The organism is Rhodobacteraceae bacterium D3-12 (genome assembly GCA_025916135.1).
Lineage (GTDB): Bacteria > Pseudomonadota > Alphaproteobacteria > Rhodobacterales > Rhodobacteraceae > JAKGBX01.
On sequence record CP104793.1, the window covers coordinates 1408453 to 1428538 of the forward strand.

A 20086-nucleotide genomic window follows, 5' to 3' on the forward strand; every position below is an offset into this window, starting at 1 on the left:
TCTCCTTCGCCGCGACGGGCGGTCGAATTATTGGACAGGTCTAGGGGGCGGGCTGGCGGTGCACGCGGCTAGCCAGAGGGGGCGCCCGCAATAAGTGCTGCGCCCGCTTGCAAAACCTCTGGATCGTCGGCGCGGTGACAGGCGACGGCGTGGCTATTGCCATGCCCGGTTTCGCGCAGGGGCGGGCTTGTCTGGTGGCAGCGGTCTTGCGCAAAGGCGCAGCGCCCGGCGAAGCGGCAACCATCGGGCGGCGAAATGGGGCTTGGCGGGTCCCCTTGGAGGCGGATGCGCGCCGTTGTGGCGCCGATCCGTTCGGCCGAGGGGACAGCAGAGATCAGCGCGTGCGTGTAAGGGTGGCGCGGGTGTGTGAAAAGATCGCGGCGCGAGCCGGTTTCAACGATCTGCCCCAGATACATCACCGCGATATGGTCGCAGAGGTATTGGACCACAGCGAGATCATGGCTGATGAAGAGGTAAGAGAGCCCGAGGTCGCGTTTGAGACCCGCCAGAAGGTTCAGGATTTGCGCCTGAATGGCCACGTCGAGCGCCGAGACGGGTTCGTCACAGACCAGCAGTTTGGGATTGGTCGCCAAGGCGCGAGCGATGCCGATACGCTGACGCTGACCGCCGGAAAACTGGTGCGGAAAGAGGTTTTTCTGATCCGGGCGCAGGCCAACGAGGGCGAAGAGTTCGTCAACGCGGGTTTCGCGCTCTTCAGGCGTGGCGATGTCCAGAAGCTCCATCGGGCGGCGCACAATCGAGGCCGCGCGTTCCCGCGGGTTGAGCGAGGCGTAGGGGTCTTGAAACACCACCTGAACGTCACGGCGCGCAGCCTTGAGTGCGGCGCCTTGAATGGTGGTGATGTCGCGCCCGTTCAGGACCACTTGGCCCGCCGTGATGTGATTCAGGCGCGCACAGGCGAGGGCGGCAGTGGTTTTGCCTGATCCGCTTTCCCCGACGAGGCCGAAAGCGACCCCTTGGGGAACGGTAAAGGAGAGGCCATCAACGGCATGGACCACGCCACCATCGGGCAGCGGGAAGTGAACCTTGAGCCCCTTCACATCCAGTGCATTTTGCAGCTCGCTCATCAGGCGTCCTCGCTTTCCAGCCAGCAGGCAACGGTGCGGTCCTGCGTGAGTTTGCCGAGTGGCGGGGTTTTCCCGTGGCAGTGTTCCATTGCCTGAGCGCAGCGCGGTGCGAAGGCGCATCCGGCACGGTTCAGTTCGCTCGGGGCGGGCACGACGCCGGGGATTTCAAACAGTGGCGCGGGTGTGTCTGGAGGCGGCATGCTGAGACGCGGGATGCAGGAAATGAGGCCGCGAGTGTAGGGGTGACGCGGATCGCGAATGAATTCGGCAACGGGGCCTTCTTCGATCTTGCGCCCGGCATACATGACCATCACGCGGTCGGTCATCTGTGCCACAACGCCAATGTCATGGGTGATCAGGATGATTGCGGCGTCGATCTTTTGCTGAAGTTCCTGAAACAGATCGAAAATCTGCGCCTGCACGGTCACGTCGAGCGCCGTTGTGGGTTCATCTGCGATCAGGATTTTCGGCTCGCAGACGAGGGCGATGGCGATCATCACGCGCTGGCGCATCCCGCCCGAAAGCTGGTGCGGATAGTCGCGGGCGCGGGTCTTGGGCGAGGGGATGCCGACCAGATCAAGCATTTCGACCGCGCGGTCCCAAGCGGCGGCGGGTGAGAGGGCGAAATGGGCACGCGCAGTTTCGGCGATTTGCTCGCCAATCGTATAGACCGGATTGAGCGAGGTCATCGGCTCTTGAAAGACCATCGAGATTTCATTTCCGCGCAGCTGATTGAGGCGCTTTTCGCTGGCGGTGACCAGATCTTGGCCCTGAAACAGGATTTGTCCGGCAGAGACGCGCCCCGGTGGGTTTGGCACAAGTCCCAGCAGCGAGAGCGCGGTTATGCTTTTGCCGCAACCGGATTCACCGACGATGCCAAGCGTTTCACCGCGTGCGAGATCGAAAGACAGGTCACGGACCACAGGGATGTCTGTGCCACCCGTTTCGAAGGAGATTTCGAGATCGCGGACAGAGAGGAGTGGGGCGTTCATTAACGTTGCCTCAGTTTGGGGTTGAAGGCGTCGTTTAGCCCATCTCCAACGAGGCTTATTGCGAGGACCGTCAGGAAGATGCAGAGGCCCGGAAAGGTGACGCCCCATGAGCTGTCGAGGATGTAGGGGCGGTTGTCGCCGATCATGCGGCCCCAGCTGGTGGCGTTGGGGTCGGACAGGCCAAGGAAAGACAGGCCGGCCTCGAACAGGATGGCGGAGCCGATAGAGAGAGCCGCGACCACGATCAGGGGCGGTGCAGCATTGGGCAGGATCACTTTCCAGATCAGGCGGGCGTTGCTTGCGCCGATAGAGCGCTCGGCTTTGACGAATTCGGTTTCGCGCAGGCGCAGGAATTCGGCCCGTGTCAGGCGGGCGGTTGCGGGCCATGAGACCACGCCGATCGCCACGGAAATATTGATAAGCGACGGGCCGAAGAGCATGACGACGACCATCGCGAACAAGAGCTGCGGGAGAACCTGAAAGAATTCGGTGATGCGCATCAACAGGTTATCGACCCAGCCGCCAAAGAACCCGGCAAGCGCCCCAACGGTCACACCGATCAGCACAGTCAAAAACGCAGCTGCAAGCCCGACGGTTATCGTCACTCGCCCGCCGTTGATCAGCCCGGCCAGCAGGTCGCGGCCAAGATAGTCGGTGCCGAGGATGTACTCGGATTCTGCCCGGAGGGGTCATCGGCATCCAGACCATCTCACGCGGGGGGACGGTATAGATCAGCGGCCCAAAGAGCGAAATCAGCAGGATGCTCAGCAGGATGAAAAGGCCAAGCATGGCGGCATGGTTTTGGCGAAACATTTGCCAAGCCTGACGGCCCGGAGAAACCGGCTTGGGTTTGGGCGTGGTCGAAGCGGCGGTGGCGTCGGTCATCGGGTTTTGATCCTCGGGTCGATGCGGCGATAGATGACATCGGTCAGCAGGTTCATCACGACGACCATCAGAGCCGAGAAAAACAGGATGCCAAGCAATGTCGGCGTGTCGCGCCGCAGAATGGAATCGAAAGCGAGCGTGCCAAGGCCGGGCCACGCAAAGACGGTTTCAACCAGCACCGCGCCGGAAATCACCTGACCGAACTGTAGCCCGGCAAAGGTTACGACCGGCAGGATGGCGTTGCGCAAAGCGTGTTTGTAGATCACCAGCCGGCGGGTCAGCCCCTTGGCGCGGGCCGTGCGCACATAATCAGACCCCAGCACTTCGAGCATCGAAGCGCGTGACAGGCGGCTATAGAACGCAAGATAGATCAGCGCCAGTGACAGAGCCGGTAGGATCAGGTGGTGGAGGACTTCGAGCACGTAAGCGATGCCCGTTGTCGCGCCTTGGGCGTTGGACATGCCCGAAATTGGCAGAAGTGGAATTGATACCGAGAACATCAGTATCAGCATGATGCCAACCCAGAAAACCGGCGCAGAAAACCCGGCCAGAGAAATGACGGTGACGAGATGGCTCAGCGCGGAGCGGCGTTTCTGGGCCGAAAAGACGCCAAGCATCGTGCCAATGATGACCGCGCTGAGCAATGCGGTTGTCACCAGCAAAAGGGTCGGGCCGATCCGCCCTGCGATAAGCTGTGTCACGGGTTGATCATAGTAAAGCGAATGGCCCAGATCGCCGCGCAGCACGTTGCCAAGATAGGTCCCGATCTGCACGTAGAGGGGCTGATCGAGGCCGAATTGTTTGCGCAGGTCCTCGATCATTTCGGGGGTGGCGCCGCCCATTTCACCGACCAGCACTTCGACCGGATCGCCGGGGGCGGCGTGAACCAGAACAAAGTTGAGAACCAATACGGCCAGCAACAAGAGGGCGGCGTTCAGCAACTTTTTGAGCGTTCCCTTGAGCACGTCAGATCCTTTCAAGCGCCAGCTTTGGAGAGGCAGCGGCGGGACGGGGATATTCACCCGCCCCGCCGGATTGATTACTCGTCGAGATAGACGTCAGAGAAAGGTGCCAGCGCGCCGAAGGGCGAGTTGGGCAGACCTTTCACCGTGTCATTGTAGACGGTGACCGAGAAATCCTGCGGCATGTAGATGAAGGCGAGGTCTTCTTGGGTCTTCTTCTGGATCGCGGCATAGATCGCTGCGCGCTTGTCAAAGTCGGATTCTACGGCCGCTGCATCCAGCATCTTGTCCATTTCCGGGTCACAGTAGGCTTGGGTGTTGGACCAGATCACGTTCTTGATATTGTCGCAGTCGAAATGCCGGTGCACGCCGATGGTGGGATCGGGATAGTTGAACGACCCATTGACGGTGGCTTCATACTCCCAGCTTGAAATCCGCTTGACCCATGTGCCGAAATCGGGGGCTTTGCGCAGCTCGACCTTGATGTTGAGCTTGGCCAGTTGGGCCTGTGTGTATTCGGCCATGGGAACATGCGCGGCAGGGGCCCAGCTTGGAACGTCGAGCGTAAAGCTAAAACGTGTGCCGTCGTCGCCAACGGGGTATCCCGCCTCGTCCAAAAGGGCGGCGGCCTTGTCCAGATCAGGGGCATAGATCGGGACGTCGGCGGAGTAGAACGGGTTTCCTGTGTGCAGCGGCCCGGTGCCGGGAACGGTGCGCCCGCCAAAGATCACCTTGGAAAGGAAGTTGGTGTCGACCGCGCGGGCGATTGCTTCGCGGACCTTGTGGTCGCTGAACGGTTTGTCGCGCAGATTGAGTTCGAGATAGTGGATATAGCCAATCGCGCCGTAGCCATCGGTGGTCACCGTCACGCCGTCGACCTTTTCCAGCCGTTTTGCATCATTGGGGCGGATGCCAGAAAAGCCGGCATAGGCGATTTCGCCTTTTTCCAGCATCAAGACGCGCGTCAAAGGGTCTTTGACGAGGGGGAAGGCGATCCGGTCGAGATGCGGTTTGCCTTCGATAAAGAAATCGTCGTTCTTGACCAGCACGAGCCGCTCGGCCGGGTTGTTTTCAAGCACTTTGAACGGGCCGGAACCGACCACGTTTTCCATGTTGCGCGGGTGGGTTTTAAGCGGTTGGCCGTCGCCGTAGATGTGTTTTGGAATGATCGGCATCAACAGGGGCTGAAGCGACACCATGAGGCCCGGCACCGGTTTGGACAGAGTCAGGACCACTGTATCCGCAGCAGGGGTTTCGATGTTTGCGACGCTGCCGAACATTGCGCGTCCAAAGGGGTGGTTTTCGCGCACGCCCTCCATTGAGAATTTGACGTCTTCGCTGGTGATTGGCTGGCCGTCATGGAAGCGGGCGTTGTCGACAAGTTTGAACGTTACGGTCAGGAAATCATCCGAGATCGTCCAGCTTTTTGCGAGATATGGCTGGATCTCGTAGTCTGCTCCGACCGAAACCAGACCGGCGAAGATTTGCGATCCGGGCATGCCGGTGGCCGCGCCGGATTGAACGGCAGGGTTCAATGTGCGGTAGCCGGTTGTGAACGTGGTCAGCGTGCCGCCGTCTTTGGGGTCTGCAAAGGCAGGCGTTGTGAGCGCAAGCGTGCCAGCAAGCGCGATTGGCACCGCGCTTCTTATGGATTTGGTCAATTTATCTAACATTTTTATCTTCCCTATCGTTGGACTGGTGTCGAGTATTCTTGTCTCGATTGTTTGGTTTCTGAAAATTGCACCACATTTTTTCACAAAGGTTGCGCCATAAGTGAAAAAATGCAACAAAAATTTCAGAACAGAGAAAAATGCGGGGATTTCAACGATGACAGCGAAACCGGAGAGGGGGCAGGAACAGGCCAGACAGCTATCGGCTGAAAATTCCAGTGCTCCGGTTGGGCGCCAGATTCGTGAGCTGCGCCGCTCGCGAGGATTGACCTTGACCGCGCTGGCGGCAGAGATTGGCCGGTCTGTTGGCCATTTGAGCGAGCTGGAACGCGGCATTAGCCCAATCACGCTGGATACGCTGGATAAAATTGCGGTGTGTCTGGACGTCTCGATCAGTTGGTTTTTCTCGTCGGGCAGTCTTGAAGAGACGCCGGAGAGCGGATTGGTCGTGCGCCGGGGCAATCGGCGGGAACTGAGGCTCAGCCGGGCGGGCATTCGTGAGGAACTGCTTTCGCCGCATCTGGCGGGAGAGTTGGAGATGATCCTGACGACGTTTAAGCCGGGTGCGCAAACCGGCGAAGACGGACGCCAGCGCAAAGGCGAGGAATGTGGTTTCGTTGTCTCGGGGCAATTGGAGCTGACCATCGACGGGAAAGAAATCCTGCTTGAGGAAGGGGACAGTTTTCAGCTTCCCAAGACGGGGCGACATTGGTGCCGCAACCCGGGGGATGTCGAAACCAGAATTGTTTGGGTCTTTGGCAGCGCCCACTTTTAAGCGTTTTCAGCAGGGGAGCAAAATCATGTCAGAGATAACCGTCTTCACGGCCCGCAAGATCATCACCATGAATGAGTCCAACCCAGAGGCGCGCGCAGTTGCGGTGCGTGACGGGCAAATTATCGAGGTTGGCACGCTTGAAACGATGGCGCCGTGGCTGGACCAGCACCCGCACGCAATAGACCGACAGTTTGAGGATCGCGTGTTGATGCCCGGCTTCATTGATCCGCATCTACATCCGACACTTGGGGCGATCCTGTTGCCCTGTCATTTTATCACTGCCATGGAGTGGGTTCTTCCCGATCGGACCTGTGCACCGGTGACAAATCACGACGATTATCTGGCACGATTGTCTGACATCGTTGAAAACGAATCCGAGGGCGAGGAGATTGTCGTTACCTGGGGGTTTCATCGCATTTGGCATGGCAACGTCGACAGGGAAGCCTTGAACCGTGTTTCGGCCACCAAGCCGATTTTTGTTTGGCAACGCTCGTTTCATGAAATCATCGCCAATGATGCCGCAATTGAATGGATTGGCACGCCGCGAGACGATTTGGAACGGCACCCGCAGATTGATCTGGAAACGGGGCGGTTTTTTGAGACGGGCATGCAGATTACCGCGCAGGCGATGAACCGGGTTTTACTGGCGCCGGAGCGCTATATGAGGGGACTGGAGCTTGTAAAACAGACCGTGCATCTTGGCGGTCACACGACGATCGGGGAGTTGGCCTATCCGCTGATGGACGATGCGTTGGAGTGGGAGGTATTGACCCGCGCGCTTGATAACGACCAGACGCCATTTCGGATGAAGATCGTGCCGCGCGGCCTGTTGCGTGGCGGTTTCGATGGCGATGCCGCAGAGGACGTAACACGGGTGAACGGCTATGCGACGCGCAGCACGGACAAGCTGTTTTTCGGGAACAACGTAAAGCTGTTCACCGATGGCGGTTTTTTTGCCGAGCTGATGCAAATGCAGGAGCCGGGTTTTATTGACGGGCATCATGGAGAGTGGCTGATGGCGCCAGAAGCCTTTGAAACCCACGCGCGTGCATTCTGGTTAGAGGGCAAGCAGATCCACGTGCATTGCACCGGCGATATGGGGCTGGAGCTTGCGCTGGATACGCTTCAGAAATTGCAGGATGAAAAGCCGCGTTTCAATCACCGCTTTACCATCGAGCATTTCGGGGTATCGACGCCGGAGCAGGTGCGGCGGATCCAGGATTTGTGTGCGATCGTTTCCGCCAATGTTTACTATCTGCATGAGTTGGGCGAGGCGTATTGGCTGAATTCTATCGGCCACGAACGGGCGTCAAGCATGGCGCGATTGGGTGCGGTTGAGCGCGCAGGCGTGCCTTTTGCTCTGCATTCGGATTTCACCATGGCCCCGGCGAAACCGCTCAATTCCGCATGGGTTGCCGTTAACCGGTTTGCGGAATCGGGCGCGGTGATGGGCGCCGAGGAGCGGGTGACGCTTGATGCGGCGCTGCGTGCAATCACCATTGACGCCGCCTATATCATCGGGATGGAAGATCAGGTCGGTTCGATCCGTGCGGGCAAGAAGGCGGATTTCACGGTGCTTGAACAAGATCCGTATGAGATTGCCCCCGAAAAGCTGTGCGATATTGAGATCTGGGGCACGGTGTTTGAAGGCACTCCATTTCCGATTGCCAAATGAGCGGGCGTATCCCTGTCACTGTTTTGTCAGGCTACTTGGGAGCGGGCAAAACCACGATCATCAACCGGCTTCTAGGCGGAACCCATGGGGTGCGGCTGGGTGTTTTGGTCAATGATTTCGGGCCGGTCAATATTGATGCCAAGTTGATTGCGGCGGAAGGTGACGATCTTATCGAGCTTTCGAATGGTTGCGTTTGTTGTTCGATTGGGGACGACCTTGGCGAGGTGCTTAGCAAAATTGCCGCGCGCCCCGACAAACCAGAGCGGCTATTGCTGGAAGCGAGCGGTGTGGCCGATCCGGCAAGGATCGCGATGTTGGCCGGGCATTGGCCGGGTTTTGAGCTGGATTGCGTGATCGTGGCGGTGGATGGCGAAACTGTTCAGGCGCGGGCGCGGGACAAGTTTGTCGGCCGTTTGATCCACACGCAATTTCAGGCGGCAGATATGATCGTGCTGACCAAGGGCGATCTGATCGGACCAGAGGCGGAAGGAGCGGTTCGACAGTGGTTGCGCACGCTGCGGTCCGAAACGAGGGTTTTTTCGGCGGTAAACGGTGAGGTTCCGGTGGAAATTCTACTGGGCGAAGGGAGGCGGTGCGCACCGCCGGAGGTGCAAAGCGAGGGGCATGTGCATTTCACGACAGGTGTTTGGCACCCAAGCGGGCCGGTTGATTGTGCCTTGCTGGGCCAAGTTTTGAGCGCGTTGCCCCCGACTATTCACCGCGTAAAAGGCTTTGTTACGGATGCCGAGACCGGCGCGAGCATGTTAATACAGGTGGTCGGGGCGCGCTGTCGCCTTACGCGCGTGGATCCGGTGGCTGATCCCTGCCTTGTTCTGATTGGGTCAGGGGCGGGCAAGGATTTGGATGTTCTTTACCGCCGCTTCGATGAGTGTCTTGGCCAAGGGGGCGGCTAAAGGCCTGAGTGGACGTTCTTGGCGGGAAGGTCACGCCGCGAGAGAGCCGGAAAAGAGCGCTCTGGTCCAGGCAATTTCCATGCGATAAACGTTGGCCATGAACCGCGATACGCAACATACCCAACCTTGGCGTCTCTCCGTCGCGCCTATGATGGATTGGACGGACCGGCATTGCCGGTATCTGCACCGATTGTTGAGCCGAAACACGTTGCTTTATACCGAGATGGTGACGTCTCCGGCGTTGGTGCGGGGCGGCGCATTACATCTGTTGCGGTTTTCGCCCGAAGAGCATCCGGTGGCGTTGCAACTGGGTGGGTCTGATCCGAATGAGCTTGCCGAGGCTGCGCGGATGGGGGCGGATGCAGGGTATGACGAGATCAACCTGAATGTGGGCTGTCCGAGTGACAGGGTTCAGTCGGGCACCTTCGGGGCGGTTCTGATGCGCGAACCAGACCTTGTTGCGCGGTGTTGCGAGGCGATGCGCAAAGCCGTGGATGTTGATGTGACGGTGAAGTGCCGGATTGGTGTGGATGAGCAGGAGCCAAGCGAGGTTCTACCCGATTTTCTGAACCGTGTTGCGGATGCGGGGGTGGGCCGCTTTGCGATCCATGCGCGCAAAGCATGGTTGCAGGGGCTGAGCCCAAAGGAAAACCGTGATGTGCCGCCGCTGGATTATGATCTGGTGCATGAGATGAAAGCACGATTCCCGGACCTTAATCTGTCGGTGAATGGCGGGATTGAGACGCTTGAGCAGGCCAAGTCGTTTTTGGATGCCGGTCTGGATGGGGTGATGGTGGGGCGTGCGGCCTATCATCAGCCGACTGATATTCTGGCGCGTGCGGACAGCGAGATTTATGGGGCAGCCAGCGCCCCTGCTGACCCGGTGAACATCGCTTTGGCAATGCTGCCTTATATCGAACGGCATTTGGGTGAAGGCGGGAAGTTGGGTCAGGTGACGCGGCATATGCTGGGCCTTTTTGCCGGGCGACCGGGCGCGCGGGCGTGGCGGAGGGTGTTGTCTGAGGGCGCGCACAAGCCGGATGCCGGGCCGGAATTGGTGGAAAAGGCTCTCGGCTATATTACTGCGGCGCGCGACGCGGCTTAGCTTGCACGATCGCTTGCCTTTGCTCGCAATGAGTGCAGGGTAGGCGGGCGCAAAATACTTGAAGGAAAACCTAAATGCCGGAACTGTCGCTTTTGATCGCCATGGGCGTTCTATTGGTCGTAATTGGCGGGGTTGCTGGCGTGCTTGCCGGTTTGTTGGGCGTGGGCGGTGGGATTGTTCTTGTCCCGGCGTTTTTCTACGCGTTTCAAACGCTTGGCTATGACGGGCCGCAGTTGATGCAGGTCTGTCTGGCGACGTCATTGGCGACGATCATCGTTACATCTGTGCGATCCGTTTTGAGCCATAACAAGAAGGGCGCGGTGGATTGGGACATCTTGCGCGGCTGGGCTCCGGGGATTGTTGTCGGGGCGGTGTTAGGCATGATGGTGGCAGCGAACCTGCGGTCATCGACCTTGCAGGGAATTTTCGGCGTTTTGGGGCTGGTTGTCGCTATTTACCTTGGCTTCGGGCGGCAGCATTGGCGGTTGGGTGAAGAAATGCCCAAAGGCGCGGCGCGGGCGGGCATGTCGCCCGGTGTTGGCTTTCTTTCGGTTTTGATGGGCATTGGTGGGGGCAGTTTCGGCGTTCCAATCATGACCCTATATGGCACCGCGATACACCGAGCGGTGGCGACGGCAGCGGGGTTTGGGGTGATCATTGCCGTGCCGTCTGTTATTGGCTTTTTGTTCCTTGAAATTGATCCGGCAACACGTCCGCCGCTGACCATCGGGGCGGTGAACCTTGTGGCGTTCGGTATTGTCATTGTGATGACTTTGATCACTGCGCCTTTGGGTGTGAAGCTGGCGCATTCGATGGATCCGAAACCGTTGAAGCGTGTGTTTGCAGCGTTCTTGGCCTTGGTCGCAGTCAACATGCTGCGCAAAGCGTTGGGGTGGTAGAGGGCTTCTACGATAAAGGTTTTGCGCGGTTCGGCCGTGATTCTGCGCTTGTTGAGTGGGGCCGTGCCGCGCGCGAGGCTGCGCGAGCAGCCGTTGAAGACCCTGAGATGCGTGCGCGGTGGCTGATTTGTGAAGGGACGTGGTTTGTCGGTGTTGATGCCCTGCCCAATGGGGCGGACGGGGCTTTGGCCGGAACCGCCTTGAGTGGTGAAGCGGTTCGATTTGCGCAATCCCTGTTTGGAAGACTGCCATTACACCGGGGGCAGGCGTCGGTCGTTTGGCCCGGCTATCCCAAACCGCGAGACGCAGAGAGCGACGGCGCGTTTCGCTATCGTCTCAAGCGGGACGGGGCGCATGTGGACGGGGTAAAGGCCGATAGCCATGGCCAGCGCAGACTTGAAGAGCCGCATGCTTGGGTTCTGGGGATCCCACTGAACGAGGTTGAGGCCGGGGCGAGCCCGATGGTCGCCTGGGAAGGAAGCCACAAGATCATGCAGCGCGGTTTGTTGCATGCGCTGCAAGGCGTTGAGGCTGCGCGTTGGGGTGAGGTGGACGTAACCGAAGCCTATCAAGCGGCGCGGCGAGAGGTGTTTGAGACCTGTCGCAGGGTGACCCTGCCTGCGGTGCCGGGTGAGGCTTATGTTGTTCACCGGCTTTGTCTGCATGGGGTGGCGCCGTGGCAAAGCGACGTGGAAGCCGGAGCGGACGGGCGCATGGTGGCCTATTTCCGGCCGGAAATACCGGGGGGTGCCGAAGCTTGGCTAAAAGCGGATTAGACGCGCGGCAGTAAGGTATCTATGCGGCGAGCGATGGCCAGTTCGGGAAAATGAGTTTCTTTACTAAGAAAGAAAGCTGCTCAGCTTCGCGATAGGCGGGCAGCACGCCCGCCGCGGCGTTTGCGAAGGAGAGCTGTGCGGGCGTCGAGTTCGTCCATGATGGTGCGACGTTCTTCAGGTGTCATGCGCGACCAGCGGGCGATTTCATCGCCGGTGCGATGACAGCCAGTGCAGATCCGCGCCTCGGGATGGATCACGCAAATTTGCACGCAAGGGCTTTCGATTTCGTTGCGTTCCCAGAGGGTGTCGTCAGTCATTATTGATATGCCTTAACCGGTCGAGCAGCCCTTGTAGGATATAGGAGGCCGCGACATGGTCGATCACCTCGGCGCGACGTTTTCGTGACGTATCCGCCTCAAGCAGGGCGCGTTCAGCCGCGACTGTGGACAGGCGTTCATCCCAAAAGGTGATTGGCAGTTCGGTTAGACGCGCAAGGTTGCGCGCAAAGGCGCGGGTGGATTGGCAGCGTGGGCCTTCGGAGCCGTCCATGTTGCGGGGCAGACCAAGGACAATGCCGGTGAGGGCGCGGTCAGCGATGATTTCGGCCAAGCGGGCGGCATCAAGGGTAAACTTGCGCCGCCGGATCGTTTCAAGCGGGGTCGCGACCGAGCGCAGCCCGTCTGACACCGCCACGCCGATGGTCTTGTCGCCAAGGTCGAGCCCGGCGAGAGCACCGGCGCGGGGCAGGGTGGCGGCAAATTCTGCTGTGTCCTCGATGATCATTCGGCGAGACCGGCGGATTTGGCGGCGGCGCGGATGGTTTCCAACGCAGCAGGGTCGTCCGCAAGCGCGGCTTTGGCCAGGGTGAGCGCCTCCTTCGCGGCAGGCATGTCACCGAGGGTGGCGTGAGAAGTGATCAGCCGCGCCCATTCATTGGCGGTTCCGCCATCGCTTTGGAGGCGGTCGGAGAGGTTTGCCACCATTCCTTTGATCATTTCCTTACGCTCTGCCGCGCTCAGCTCGGCGGCGTTTTTAACGTCTTCGGCGCTGGGACCGGGGAGGCCGGGAACGGCAGGGGCGGGGACGGCGATTGACGGTTTGCCCGCATTCGGTTTGTTCGGATCGGGCACGAGACCGGCGCGGATGGCGCCTTGTTGGACAATTGCAAGCTGGTCGGCTTTTTCGGCGAATACCTTTTGCGCTTCGCCCCAGATGTCGGCGGCGCGTTTTTGCTCGCCGATGACAGAGAGCGCCGCAATCAATTTGCCCCAGTCTTCGGCGCTGCCCCCTTGGCTGGCAAGGCGTTCAGAGAGACCTTGGACCATGCCGCGCACCATTTCCATCCGCTGCGCCGCCGAGAGATTAGCCGCGTTGGCGATATCTGCGCTGCTTGGCCCGCGGGTGGCGGGTTTTGCTTCGGGGAGCTGGTAGCGCACGCCAGCCCGCCAAGCGAGTTCTTCGATTTGACCGCGGATCGCGGGAACCCAAGGCGCCTCAGGGCGGCTTTCCTGAAGCAAGCGGTCCATCAGGCGGAAGGCCATGTCCGGGCGGTCATTCTGGGCATACATCAACGCGGTGAAATAGCGGGCGGGTTGATTGCGCGGATCGCGGGTCAGGGCCTGTTTGAGGGCTTCTTCTGCTTGCGGGGAGACATAGCCGCCCGTGGCGCGGATCATCATTTCGGCCTGAGAAGAGAAGTCAGCGGCGCTTGCTGTGTCGCCCTTGAGGCGGATTACGTCCTGTTGCGCGGTGTAAGAGGCCGTATAGTTGCCAAGGGAGGCTTCGTTGCGCGCAAGAAGCTGCTGACCTTGAAGGTCATTGGGGTTGTCGGCCACGGCTTTGCGAAGCTTGGTCATAAGCTCGGCGAATTGCGGGTCGGGGGGAGGTTGCTTTCTGTCGCCTTGCTCCTCTCGCACCTTGGCTTCGTAGTCTGATTGCGACATGCGGGTGGCGCGGAGCTGATCCGAGGCGGCAATACGGGCTTGTTGTGGCTGGTCGCGTTTGCCGGGCGTCCCAAGGACGGGATAGAGTGCAGCCGTGCCGACAAGCACTGCAAGGGCAACGAGCGCGGCGAGCGCACGGGTCGGACCCTTGGGTTGGGCCGCTCCATTCGCGCTGTCGCGCAGCTTCGCATCAGCGGTCAGGACGCGGCGACCGACTTCGGTGCGGATCCGTTCGGCATCGGCCTCATTGATGATACCGCGGGCGAGGTCGCGTTCGACTTCGCGCAGTTGGTCGCGATAGACGCGCAGATCATATTCAGCGGGGTGTTCGGCAGCCGGTTTTGCCCTGAGCAGCGTGAGCACGAAGACGGCTGTCACGACGAGGGCGATAGCGACGGCGGTGATCCAGAAAATCATCGAAACTCCCGTATGCATGCTTTTTGGGCAGCGGTTTGCCAGCTTGTCGGGCTTATCTAATCACCGAGTGGCCTACAGGGAAGGGGAAATGGCGGTGAAGTGCATAGATGTCGCATTCGTGCGGAATTGCGACGGATCGGTGCGGGGCTATAATCGGGCGACAAGGCAGTAATCTGCCAGAGCACAACCACCCAAGGAATCGGGGGGCCGATGAGACGTTATTCAGCCTTTGCCGTGGCCCGTGAGGCCGCACGGTATCATAGCGGATGGGGGCGTGCATGGCGTTCGCCCCAACCCAAGAAAAAGTATGACGTAATTATCGTCGGTGCCGGGGGGCATGGGCTGGCGACGGCGTTTTACCTCGGCAAGAACTTCGGGATCACCAATGTGGCGATCATCGAGAAAGGTTGGCTTGGCGGCGGGAATACCGGGCGGAACACGACGATCATCCGTTCGAATTACCTTCAGGACGCGAGTGCCGCGATTTATGAAAAAGCACGCTCGCTTTACGAGACGATGAGTCAGGACCTGAACTATAACGTGATGTTCAGCCCGCGTGGCGTGTTGATGCTGGCCCAGACCGAACATGAGGTGCGCGGTTACAAGCGCACGGCGCATGCCAATATGCTGCAAGGGGTGACGACCGAGTTTGTCGGACCGGAGCGGGTGAAAGAACTGGTGCCGATCATTTCGCTTGATGGGCCGCGATACCCTGTTTTGGGCGGGCTGTGGCAGGCACGTGGCGGCACCGGGCGGCATGACGCTGTGGCTTGGGGCTATGCACGGGCCTGTTCGGATATGGGGATGGACATTATCCAGCAATGCGAAGTGACCGGCGTGCGCCAAGACGGCGGCAAGGTGATCGGTGTGGACACCACCAAAGGTGCGATTGATTGCGACAAGCTGGGCATGGTTGTGGCCGGGCACGCAGGGGTTCTGGCCGAGAAAGCCGGGTTCCGCCTGCCGCTGGAGAGCGTGGCCTTGCAGGCGCTGGTAAGTGAGCCGATCAAGCCGTGCATGGATATCGTCGTTATGGCCAATACGGTGCATGGATACATGTCACAGTCCGACAAGGGCGAGATGGTGATTGGCGGCGGCACGGATGGCTATAACAACTATACCCAACGCGGCAGTTTCCATCACATCGAAGAGACGGTGCGTGCGCTGATCGAAACCTTTCCCATGATCTCGCGGTTGAAAATGCTGCGGCAATGGGGCGGAATCGTCGATGTGACGGGGGATCGCTCTCCGATCTTGTCCAAGGCGCCGGTTGAAGGGGTTTTTGTTAACTGCGGCTGGGGCACGGGCGGGTTCAAGTCAATCCCCGGCTCGGGCTGGGGCTTTGCGGAACTGATGGCCAAGGGGCATTCACCCCTTACGGAAGAATTTGGCTTGAACCGCTTCCACGAGGGGCGGTTCATTGACGAAAGCGTCGCGGCGGGGGTGGCGCATTGATGCAGGCTGGCTTCAACATGTTGCCCAGCGGGCGCGCCAAGACGGGGCCGACCCGGGCCGTTTCGGCAAGGCTTGGCCGACTGCAGACGCAGAAAAACGCGGGGTTTGGCGCAATTTGTCCGGGGATTTCCGCCGATATTGGCTTGGACCGGGGTGAGGCGCGAGCATGGTTGCATTCTCGAAAGGAGGATGAGCTATGTCTAACTTTGACTATAACACCAACATTGCAAAGCCGCGTGCAGCGGGTGAAGGGAACGGGTTTGGATTGCTGCTTGTCGTGGCAATCGTGGTCGCGTTGCTTGCGCTGTTCAGCATCATTGGCGGCGGCACGACCCCAGCTGGGCCGGACGGCGCTGGGGACGTTGCGCCGGTCACGGATGCACCGGCGACAAGTGCTCCGGCGGCAAGTGCTCCGGCAGCTGGCGACTGAGTTCAAGACAGAACGTAACCTTGACACTTCGGGTGGGCGCGATGGCGTGCCTGCCCGTTTTTCGTGTTTCAAGACGATAACGCAGGACCGTTGGAGTATGACGACATGCTGATCCTGGAATGCCCCTATTGCGGCGTCAAATCAGAAGAATCCGAATTTCATGGTGGTGGTGAGGCGCATATCAAGCGGTTTGGCCCCGGATCGAATGATGACGAGTTTCATGATTACCTATTTGCCAAGGAAAACCCAAAAGGCGTGCATTTTGAGCGTTGGCGGCATGTAAACGGCTGTGGCAATTGGTTTCATGTGGCGCGCTGCACGGCCACGCTTGAGGTGTTTGGCAGCTATAGTGCGCAGACAACCGAGCCGCCCAAAGACATCAGAGACAAGATAACGGCCAAGCGGCCGGGATGGCGCTGGAGGGATTTTGCATGAGCACGCGTCTTGCAAACGGGGGGCGGCGGATCGACCGCGCCAAGCGGGTCAGCTTCAGCTTTAACGGCACCGAGATGAACGGGTTTGCGGGCGACACCCTTGCGGCGGCGCTTTTGGCGAATGATCAGATGATGATGGGCCGGTCGTTCAAATATCACCGTCCGCGCGGCGTGGTGGCGAGCGGGGCCGAAGAGCCGAATGCCTTGATGGGTGTGGGCGAGGGGGGCCGGTTTGAGCCGAACCAACGTGCCACAACAACGGAGCTGTTCAACGGATTGAGCGCGAGTAGCCAGAATCACTGGCCCAGTCTCAATTTCGATGTGGGTGCGATCAACAACCGGCTGGCGCGGTTCTTCCCGGCTGGTTTTTATTACAAGACGTTCATGTTTCCGCGCGTGGCGTGGAAGCATATTTACGAGCCGATCGTGCGCCAATCTGCCGGGCTGGGCCGGGTGCCGAAGGATCGCGATGTTGACACCTATGAACACACCTATGCGTTCTACGACGTTGTGGTGATTGGCGGCGGGGTGGCCGGGCTTCTGGCAGCGAAAGCGGCTGGCGAGGCCGGCGCCAAAGTGTTGCTGATGGAGCAGACCGCCCATTGGGGCGGGCGGGCGCCGGTGGATGGTGGCGAGGTTGACGGCAAACCCGTGGCGGAATGCGTTGACGCTTTGGTGGCTGAGCTTGGTGCGATGGGGAATGTCACGCTTCGCACCCGGATGATGGGGGCGGGAGTTTACGACCATGGCTATGTGCTTGGCTATGAGCGGCTGCGCGACCATTGCCCGGAGGAGGCAGGCCCGCGCCACCGCTTGTGGCGCATTCGCGCCGGGCGGATCGTGACGACGACAGGGGCGATTGAGCGTCCTTTGAGCTTTGCCGGGAATGACATTCCGGGGGTGATGCTGGCCTCTGCTCTGCGCGATTACATCGTGGACTATGGCGTAAGCGCGGGCGACCGTGTGGTCGTTGTAACCATCAATGACGATGCCTATCGCACGGCGATAGCGGTGAAGAAAGCCGGGCTTGCCGTGCCGGTGATTTTGGATGCGCGGGCGGCGGGTGGTGGGGCCTTGGCCGATGCTGCGCGCGCGCTTGGTATTCGCGTGGAAAATGGCAAAGGGATTGCCAAGGTTCTGGGCAAAAAGCGCGTCACCGGCGTGGCGATCTGTGCGCAGGCGGGCGAGGGCGCGGTTCTTGAAGAAATCGCCTGTGACGCGGTGGCGATGTCGGGCGGATGGTCGCCGGTTGTGCATTTGTGGTCGCATTGCGGGGGCAAGCTGAATTGGGACGAGACCCAAGCGCATTTCCGCCCCGATGGTGGCAGGCCGCCGTTGGGCGCGGATGGTGAAGGTTTCGTCTTGGCGGCAGGGGCGGCAAATGGTGAGCTGACGCTGGGTGCGATTGTCAGCGATGCGGTCGAAGTTGGCGCACGCGCGGCATGGGAGACGGGTCACAAAACCAAGGGCAGCGCGGCACCTGTGGCGGAAGCGGAGTCCGAGGCGGTGATGGAGCCTGTATGGCTTATGCCGCAGGGTGCGGGGCCGAAGCTGCGCATGAAAGCGTGGCTGGATTACCAGAACGACGTTAAAGTAAGCGATGTGCAGTTGGCCGCGAAAGAGGGCTATGAAAGCGTAGAGCACACCAAGCGGTATACGACACTTGGGATGGCAACAGATCAGGGCAAGTTGAGTAATATCAATGGCCTGGCGATTCTTTCTGATGCGTTGGGTCAACCTATTCCGCAAACAGGCACAACGACCTTTCGACCGCCATACACACCGATCTCCATGGGGGCGATTGGAGGTGAGGCACGCGGCGAGATATTCCAGCCGTTGCGGCGCACACCGATGCAAGACTGGCACGAAGAGGCCGGTGCCCATTGGGAACCCGTTGGCCATTGGCGGCGGCCTTATTGCTATCCCAAGACCGGTGAAAGCCATGGCGATGCAGTGGCCCGCGAAGTGCGCGCCACGCGCGAGAGCCTTGGGTTGCTCGACGCGTCCACGCTCGGCAAATTGATTGTGAAAGGGCCGGACGCGGGCAAGTTCCTCGACATGCTCTACACCAATATGATGAGCACCTTGAAACCGGGCAAATGCCGTTATGGGCTGATGTGTAGTGAAAACGGGTTCTTGATGGATGATGGTGTTGTTGCGCGGCTGGATGAAGAGACGTTCCTGTGTCACACCACCACCGGCGGGGCCGAGCGCATTCATGCCCATATGGAAGAATGGCTTCAGACCGAATGGTGGGACTGGAAGGTTTATGCCGCGAATGTAACCGAGCAATGGGCGCAGATTGCCCTTGTCGGCCCGAATGCCCGCAAGGCTCTGGAACAGATGACAGATGAGGATCTGAGTGCTGAGGCGCTGCCGTTTATGGCGTGGAAAGATATAAAGCTAAGCGGCGTTCAAGCGCGGGTGTTCCGAATTTCATTCTCGGGAGAGTTAAGTTACGAAATCGCTGTGCCTGCCAGCCAAGGCCGCGCTTTGTGGGGAATGTTGCTTGCCGTAGGAGGTGAGTATGGCGTGACCCCATACGGGACCGAAGCCTTGCATGTGATGCGGGCCGAAAAGGGCTTCATCATGATCGGTGATGAGACCGATGGCACAGTGATCCCGCAGGACCTTGGACTGCACTGGGCGCTTTCAAAGAAAAAAGAGGACTATTTGGGCAAGCGCGCGCAGGCACGTTCCCACATGACGGACCCTGATCGCTGGCGGCTTGTCGGTTTGGAAACCGTGGACGGGTCGGTCTTGCCTGATGGTGCCTATGCCGTTGCAGAAGGTGAAAACGCCAACGGGCAGCGCAAGATGCAAGGGCGTGTGACTTCGACCTATTTTAGTCCGACGCTCAACAAAGGCATCGCGATGGGGTTGGTGCTGCATGGGCCGGAGCGGATGGGCGAAGTGATCGATTTCCCCGGTACGGATGGCAAGACCTATTCTGCCCGGATCGTGGACCCGGTGTTCTATGACAAAGATGGGGAGAAGCAGAATGTCTGATCCTAAGAGTGCAGTCGCGGGTGCCCGGTTTGACGGGATTGCCAAGGTTGAAGAGGTTGGGTTGATTGGCATGATCACCCTGCGTGGCAACGCAGACGAAAAAACCTTTGCCACAGCGGTCAAGAAGGTCTGTGGTATGGGTTTGCCCGGCCAGCGCGCGATTAATCGCAAGGGAGGCAAGGCGCTGATCTGGATGTCGCCGGATGAGTTTCTGCTGGCCTTGCCACATGAGGAGGCGGATGCAGAGGTTGCAGCTTTGGATAAGGCGTTAACCGGCGTGCATTCGCTTGCTGTGAATGTGTCGGACGCACGGGCGGTGTTTGAAGTGAGCGGGTCGCAGGCGCGCGATGTGCTGGCCAAGCTTTTCCCTGTCGATCTGTCGAAAGATGCGTTTGGCGAGGGGGCGGTCCGTCGCTCGCGCATTGCGCAGGTTCCGGCGGCTCTCTGGATGGAGGGGGCGGAGGGGTTTCGCGTGATGTGCTTCCGGTCGGTTGGGCAATATGTTTTTGATTTGCTTTGCGCGGCTGCGGCGGATGGAAGCGAGGTCGGGCATCTGGCGTGAGCCAGACCGGATCGACCGCCCGCGTGCTTCCATGGTCATATGGCCATAGACATGTCTCCTGCTTTAAGGGGATAGTCAGCTATGATCTGATGGTT

At 59.7% G+C, this 20086-nt stretch carries 20 protein-coding genes; 11 read left to right on the forward strand and 9 right to left on the reverse strand.

Going from position 1 to position 20086, the window contains the following annotated elements; translation table 11 throughout:
• Positions 1–68: 68 nt before the first annotated feature.
• The 6 genes from N4R57_06955 to N4R57_06980 form a co-directional block, all read right to left on the reverse strand.
• A complete protein-coding gene (locus tag N4R57_06955; protein ID UYV38764.1) occupies positions 69–1088 on the reverse strand; it encodes an ABC transporter ATP-binding protein in 1020 nt (339 codons plus the stop codon).
• The gene (locus N4R57_06960; GenBank protein ID UYV38765.1) at positions 1088–2080 is read right to left on the reverse strand and encodes an ABC transporter ATP-binding protein; all 993 of its coding nucleotides are present in this window, start codon (positions 2078–2080) and stop codon (positions 1088–1090) included. Before N4R57_06960 ends, N4R57_06955 begins: the two co-directional genes overlap by 1 nt.
• Positions 2080–2685 (reverse strand): ABC transporter permease, encoded by a 606-nt coding sequence (locus tag N4R57_06965; GenBank protein ID UYV38766.1) that lies wholly within the window; start codon positions 2683–2685, stop codon positions 2080–2082. The genes N4R57_06960 and N4R57_06965 overlap by 1 nt, the downstream gene beginning before the upstream one ends.
• Positions 2588–2869 carry a hypothetical protein gene (locus tag N4R57_06970; GenBank protein ID UYV39528.1) on the reverse strand — a complete coding sequence of 94 codons (282 nt, stop codon included), beginning with the start codon at positions 2867–2869 and terminating at the stop codon, positions 2588–2590. The genes N4R57_06965 and N4R57_06970 overlap by 98 nt, the downstream gene beginning before the upstream one ends.
• A 92-nt stretch (positions 2870–2961) precedes the next feature.
• The gene (locus tag N4R57_06975; GenBank protein UYV38767.1) at positions 2962–3945 is read right to left on the reverse strand and encodes an ABC transporter permease; all 984 of its coding nucleotides are present in this window, start codon (positions 3943–3945) and stop codon (positions 2962–2964) included.
• 59 nt (positions 3946–4004) lie between these two features.
• Entirely contained in the window at positions 4005–5600 is a 1596-nt protein-coding gene (locus N4R57_06980) for an ABC transporter substrate-binding protein (GenBank protein ID UYV38768.1), read from the reverse strand.
• Positions 5601–5754: 154 nt separating this feature from the next.
• On the opposite strand from N4R57_06980, the gene N4R57_06985 reads away from it, so the two are divergent.
• From N4R57_06985 to N4R57_07010, 6 genes are all read left to right on the forward strand, one after another.
• On the forward strand, positions 5755–6372 hold the full coding sequence (locus N4R57_06985; protein ID UYV38769.1) for a cupin domain-containing protein: 618 nt from the start codon (positions 5755–5757) through the stop codon (positions 6370–6372).
• Positions 6373–6397: 25 nt separating this feature from the next.
• The gene (locus tag N4R57_06990; protein UYV38770.1) at positions 6398–8047 is read left to right on the forward strand and encodes an amidohydrolase; all 1650 of its coding nucleotides are present in this window, start codon (positions 6398–6400) and stop codon (positions 8045–8047) included.
• Positions 8044–8961: a GTP-binding protein gene (locus N4R57_06995; protein ID UYV38771.1), complete on the forward strand. Its 918-nt coding sequence runs from the start codon at positions 8044–8046 to the stop codon at positions 8959–8961. Before N4R57_06990 ends, N4R57_06995 begins: the two co-directional genes overlap by 4 nt.
• A gap of 97 nt (positions 8962–9058) precedes the next feature.
• Positions 9059–10066, forward strand: a complete 1008-nt coding sequence (gene dusA / locus N4R57_07000) for a tRNA dihydrouridine(20/20a) synthase DusA (GenBank protein UYV38772.1) — start codon at positions 9059–9061, stop codon at positions 10064–10066.
• A 74-nt stretch (positions 10067–10140) separates the two neighbouring features.
• On the forward strand, positions 10141–10965 hold the full coding sequence (locus N4R57_07005) for a sulfite exporter TauE/SafE family protein (protein UYV38773.1): 825 nt from the start codon (positions 10141–10143) through the stop codon (positions 10963–10965).
• Positions 10966–11072: 107 nt separating this feature from the next.
• Positions 11073–11741, forward strand: coding sequence for a hypothetical protein (locus N4R57_07010; protein UYV38774.1), 669 nt, complete (start codon positions 11073–11075; stop codon positions 11739–11741).
• An 80-nt stretch (positions 11742–11821) separates the two neighbouring features.
• On the opposite strand, the gene N4R57_07015 is transcribed toward N4R57_07010, so the two are convergent.
• Genes N4R57_07015 through ccmI form a run of 3 tightly spaced genes read right to left on the reverse strand, consistent with a single transcriptional unit; the run spans position 11822 to position 14101 of the window.
• A complete protein-coding gene (locus N4R57_07015) occupies positions 11822–12058 on the reverse strand; it encodes a DUF1289 domain-containing protein (protein UYV38775.1) in 237 nt (78 codons plus the stop codon).
• On the reverse strand, positions 12051–12524 hold the full coding sequence (gene ruvX, locus N4R57_07020; GenBank protein ID UYV38776.1) for a Holliday junction resolvase RuvX: 474 nt from the start codon (positions 12522–12524) through the stop codon (positions 12051–12053). Before ruvX ends, N4R57_07015 begins: the two co-directional genes overlap by 8 nt.
• Positions 12521–14101: a c-type cytochrome biogenesis protein CcmI gene (ccmI, locus tag N4R57_07025; GenBank protein UYV38777.1), complete on the reverse strand. Its 1581-nt coding sequence runs from the start codon at positions 14099–14101 to the stop codon at positions 12521–12523. Before ccmI ends, ruvX begins: the two co-directional genes overlap by 4 nt.
• A 210-nt stretch (positions 14102–14311) precedes the next feature.
• Between ccmI and N4R57_07030 the strand changes: the two genes are divergently transcribed.
• The 5 genes from N4R57_07030 (at position 14312) to N4R57_07050 (ending at position 19991) form a co-directional block, all read left to right on the forward strand.
• Positions 14312–15556, forward strand: coding sequence for a sarcosine oxidase subunit beta family protein (locus tag N4R57_07030; GenBank protein ID UYV38778.1), 1245 nt, complete (start codon positions 14312–14314; stop codon positions 15554–15556).
• 196 nt (positions 15557–15752) lie between these two features.
• A complete protein-coding gene (locus tag N4R57_07035) occupies positions 15753–15986 on the forward strand; it encodes a hypothetical protein (GenBank protein ID UYV38779.1) in 234 nt (77 codons plus the stop codon).
• Between the two features lie 105 nt (positions 15987–16091).
• Positions 16092–16421 (forward strand): sarcosine oxidase subunit delta, encoded by a 330-nt coding sequence (locus tag N4R57_07040; protein ID UYV38780.1) that lies wholly within the window; start codon positions 16092–16094, stop codon positions 16419–16421.
• Positions 16418–19429, forward strand: coding sequence for a sarcosine oxidase subunit alpha family protein (locus N4R57_07045; protein ID UYV38781.1), 3012 nt, complete (start codon positions 16418–16420; stop codon positions 19427–19429). The genes N4R57_07040 and N4R57_07045 overlap by 4 nt, the downstream gene beginning before the upstream one ends.
• Positions 19422–19991 (forward strand): sarcosine oxidase subunit gamma, encoded by a 570-nt coding sequence (locus N4R57_07050; GenBank protein ID UYV38782.1) that lies wholly within the window; start codon positions 19422–19424, stop codon positions 19989–19991. The genes N4R57_07045 and N4R57_07050 overlap by 8 nt, the downstream gene beginning before the upstream one ends.
• Positions 19992–20086 lie beyond the last annotated feature (95 nt).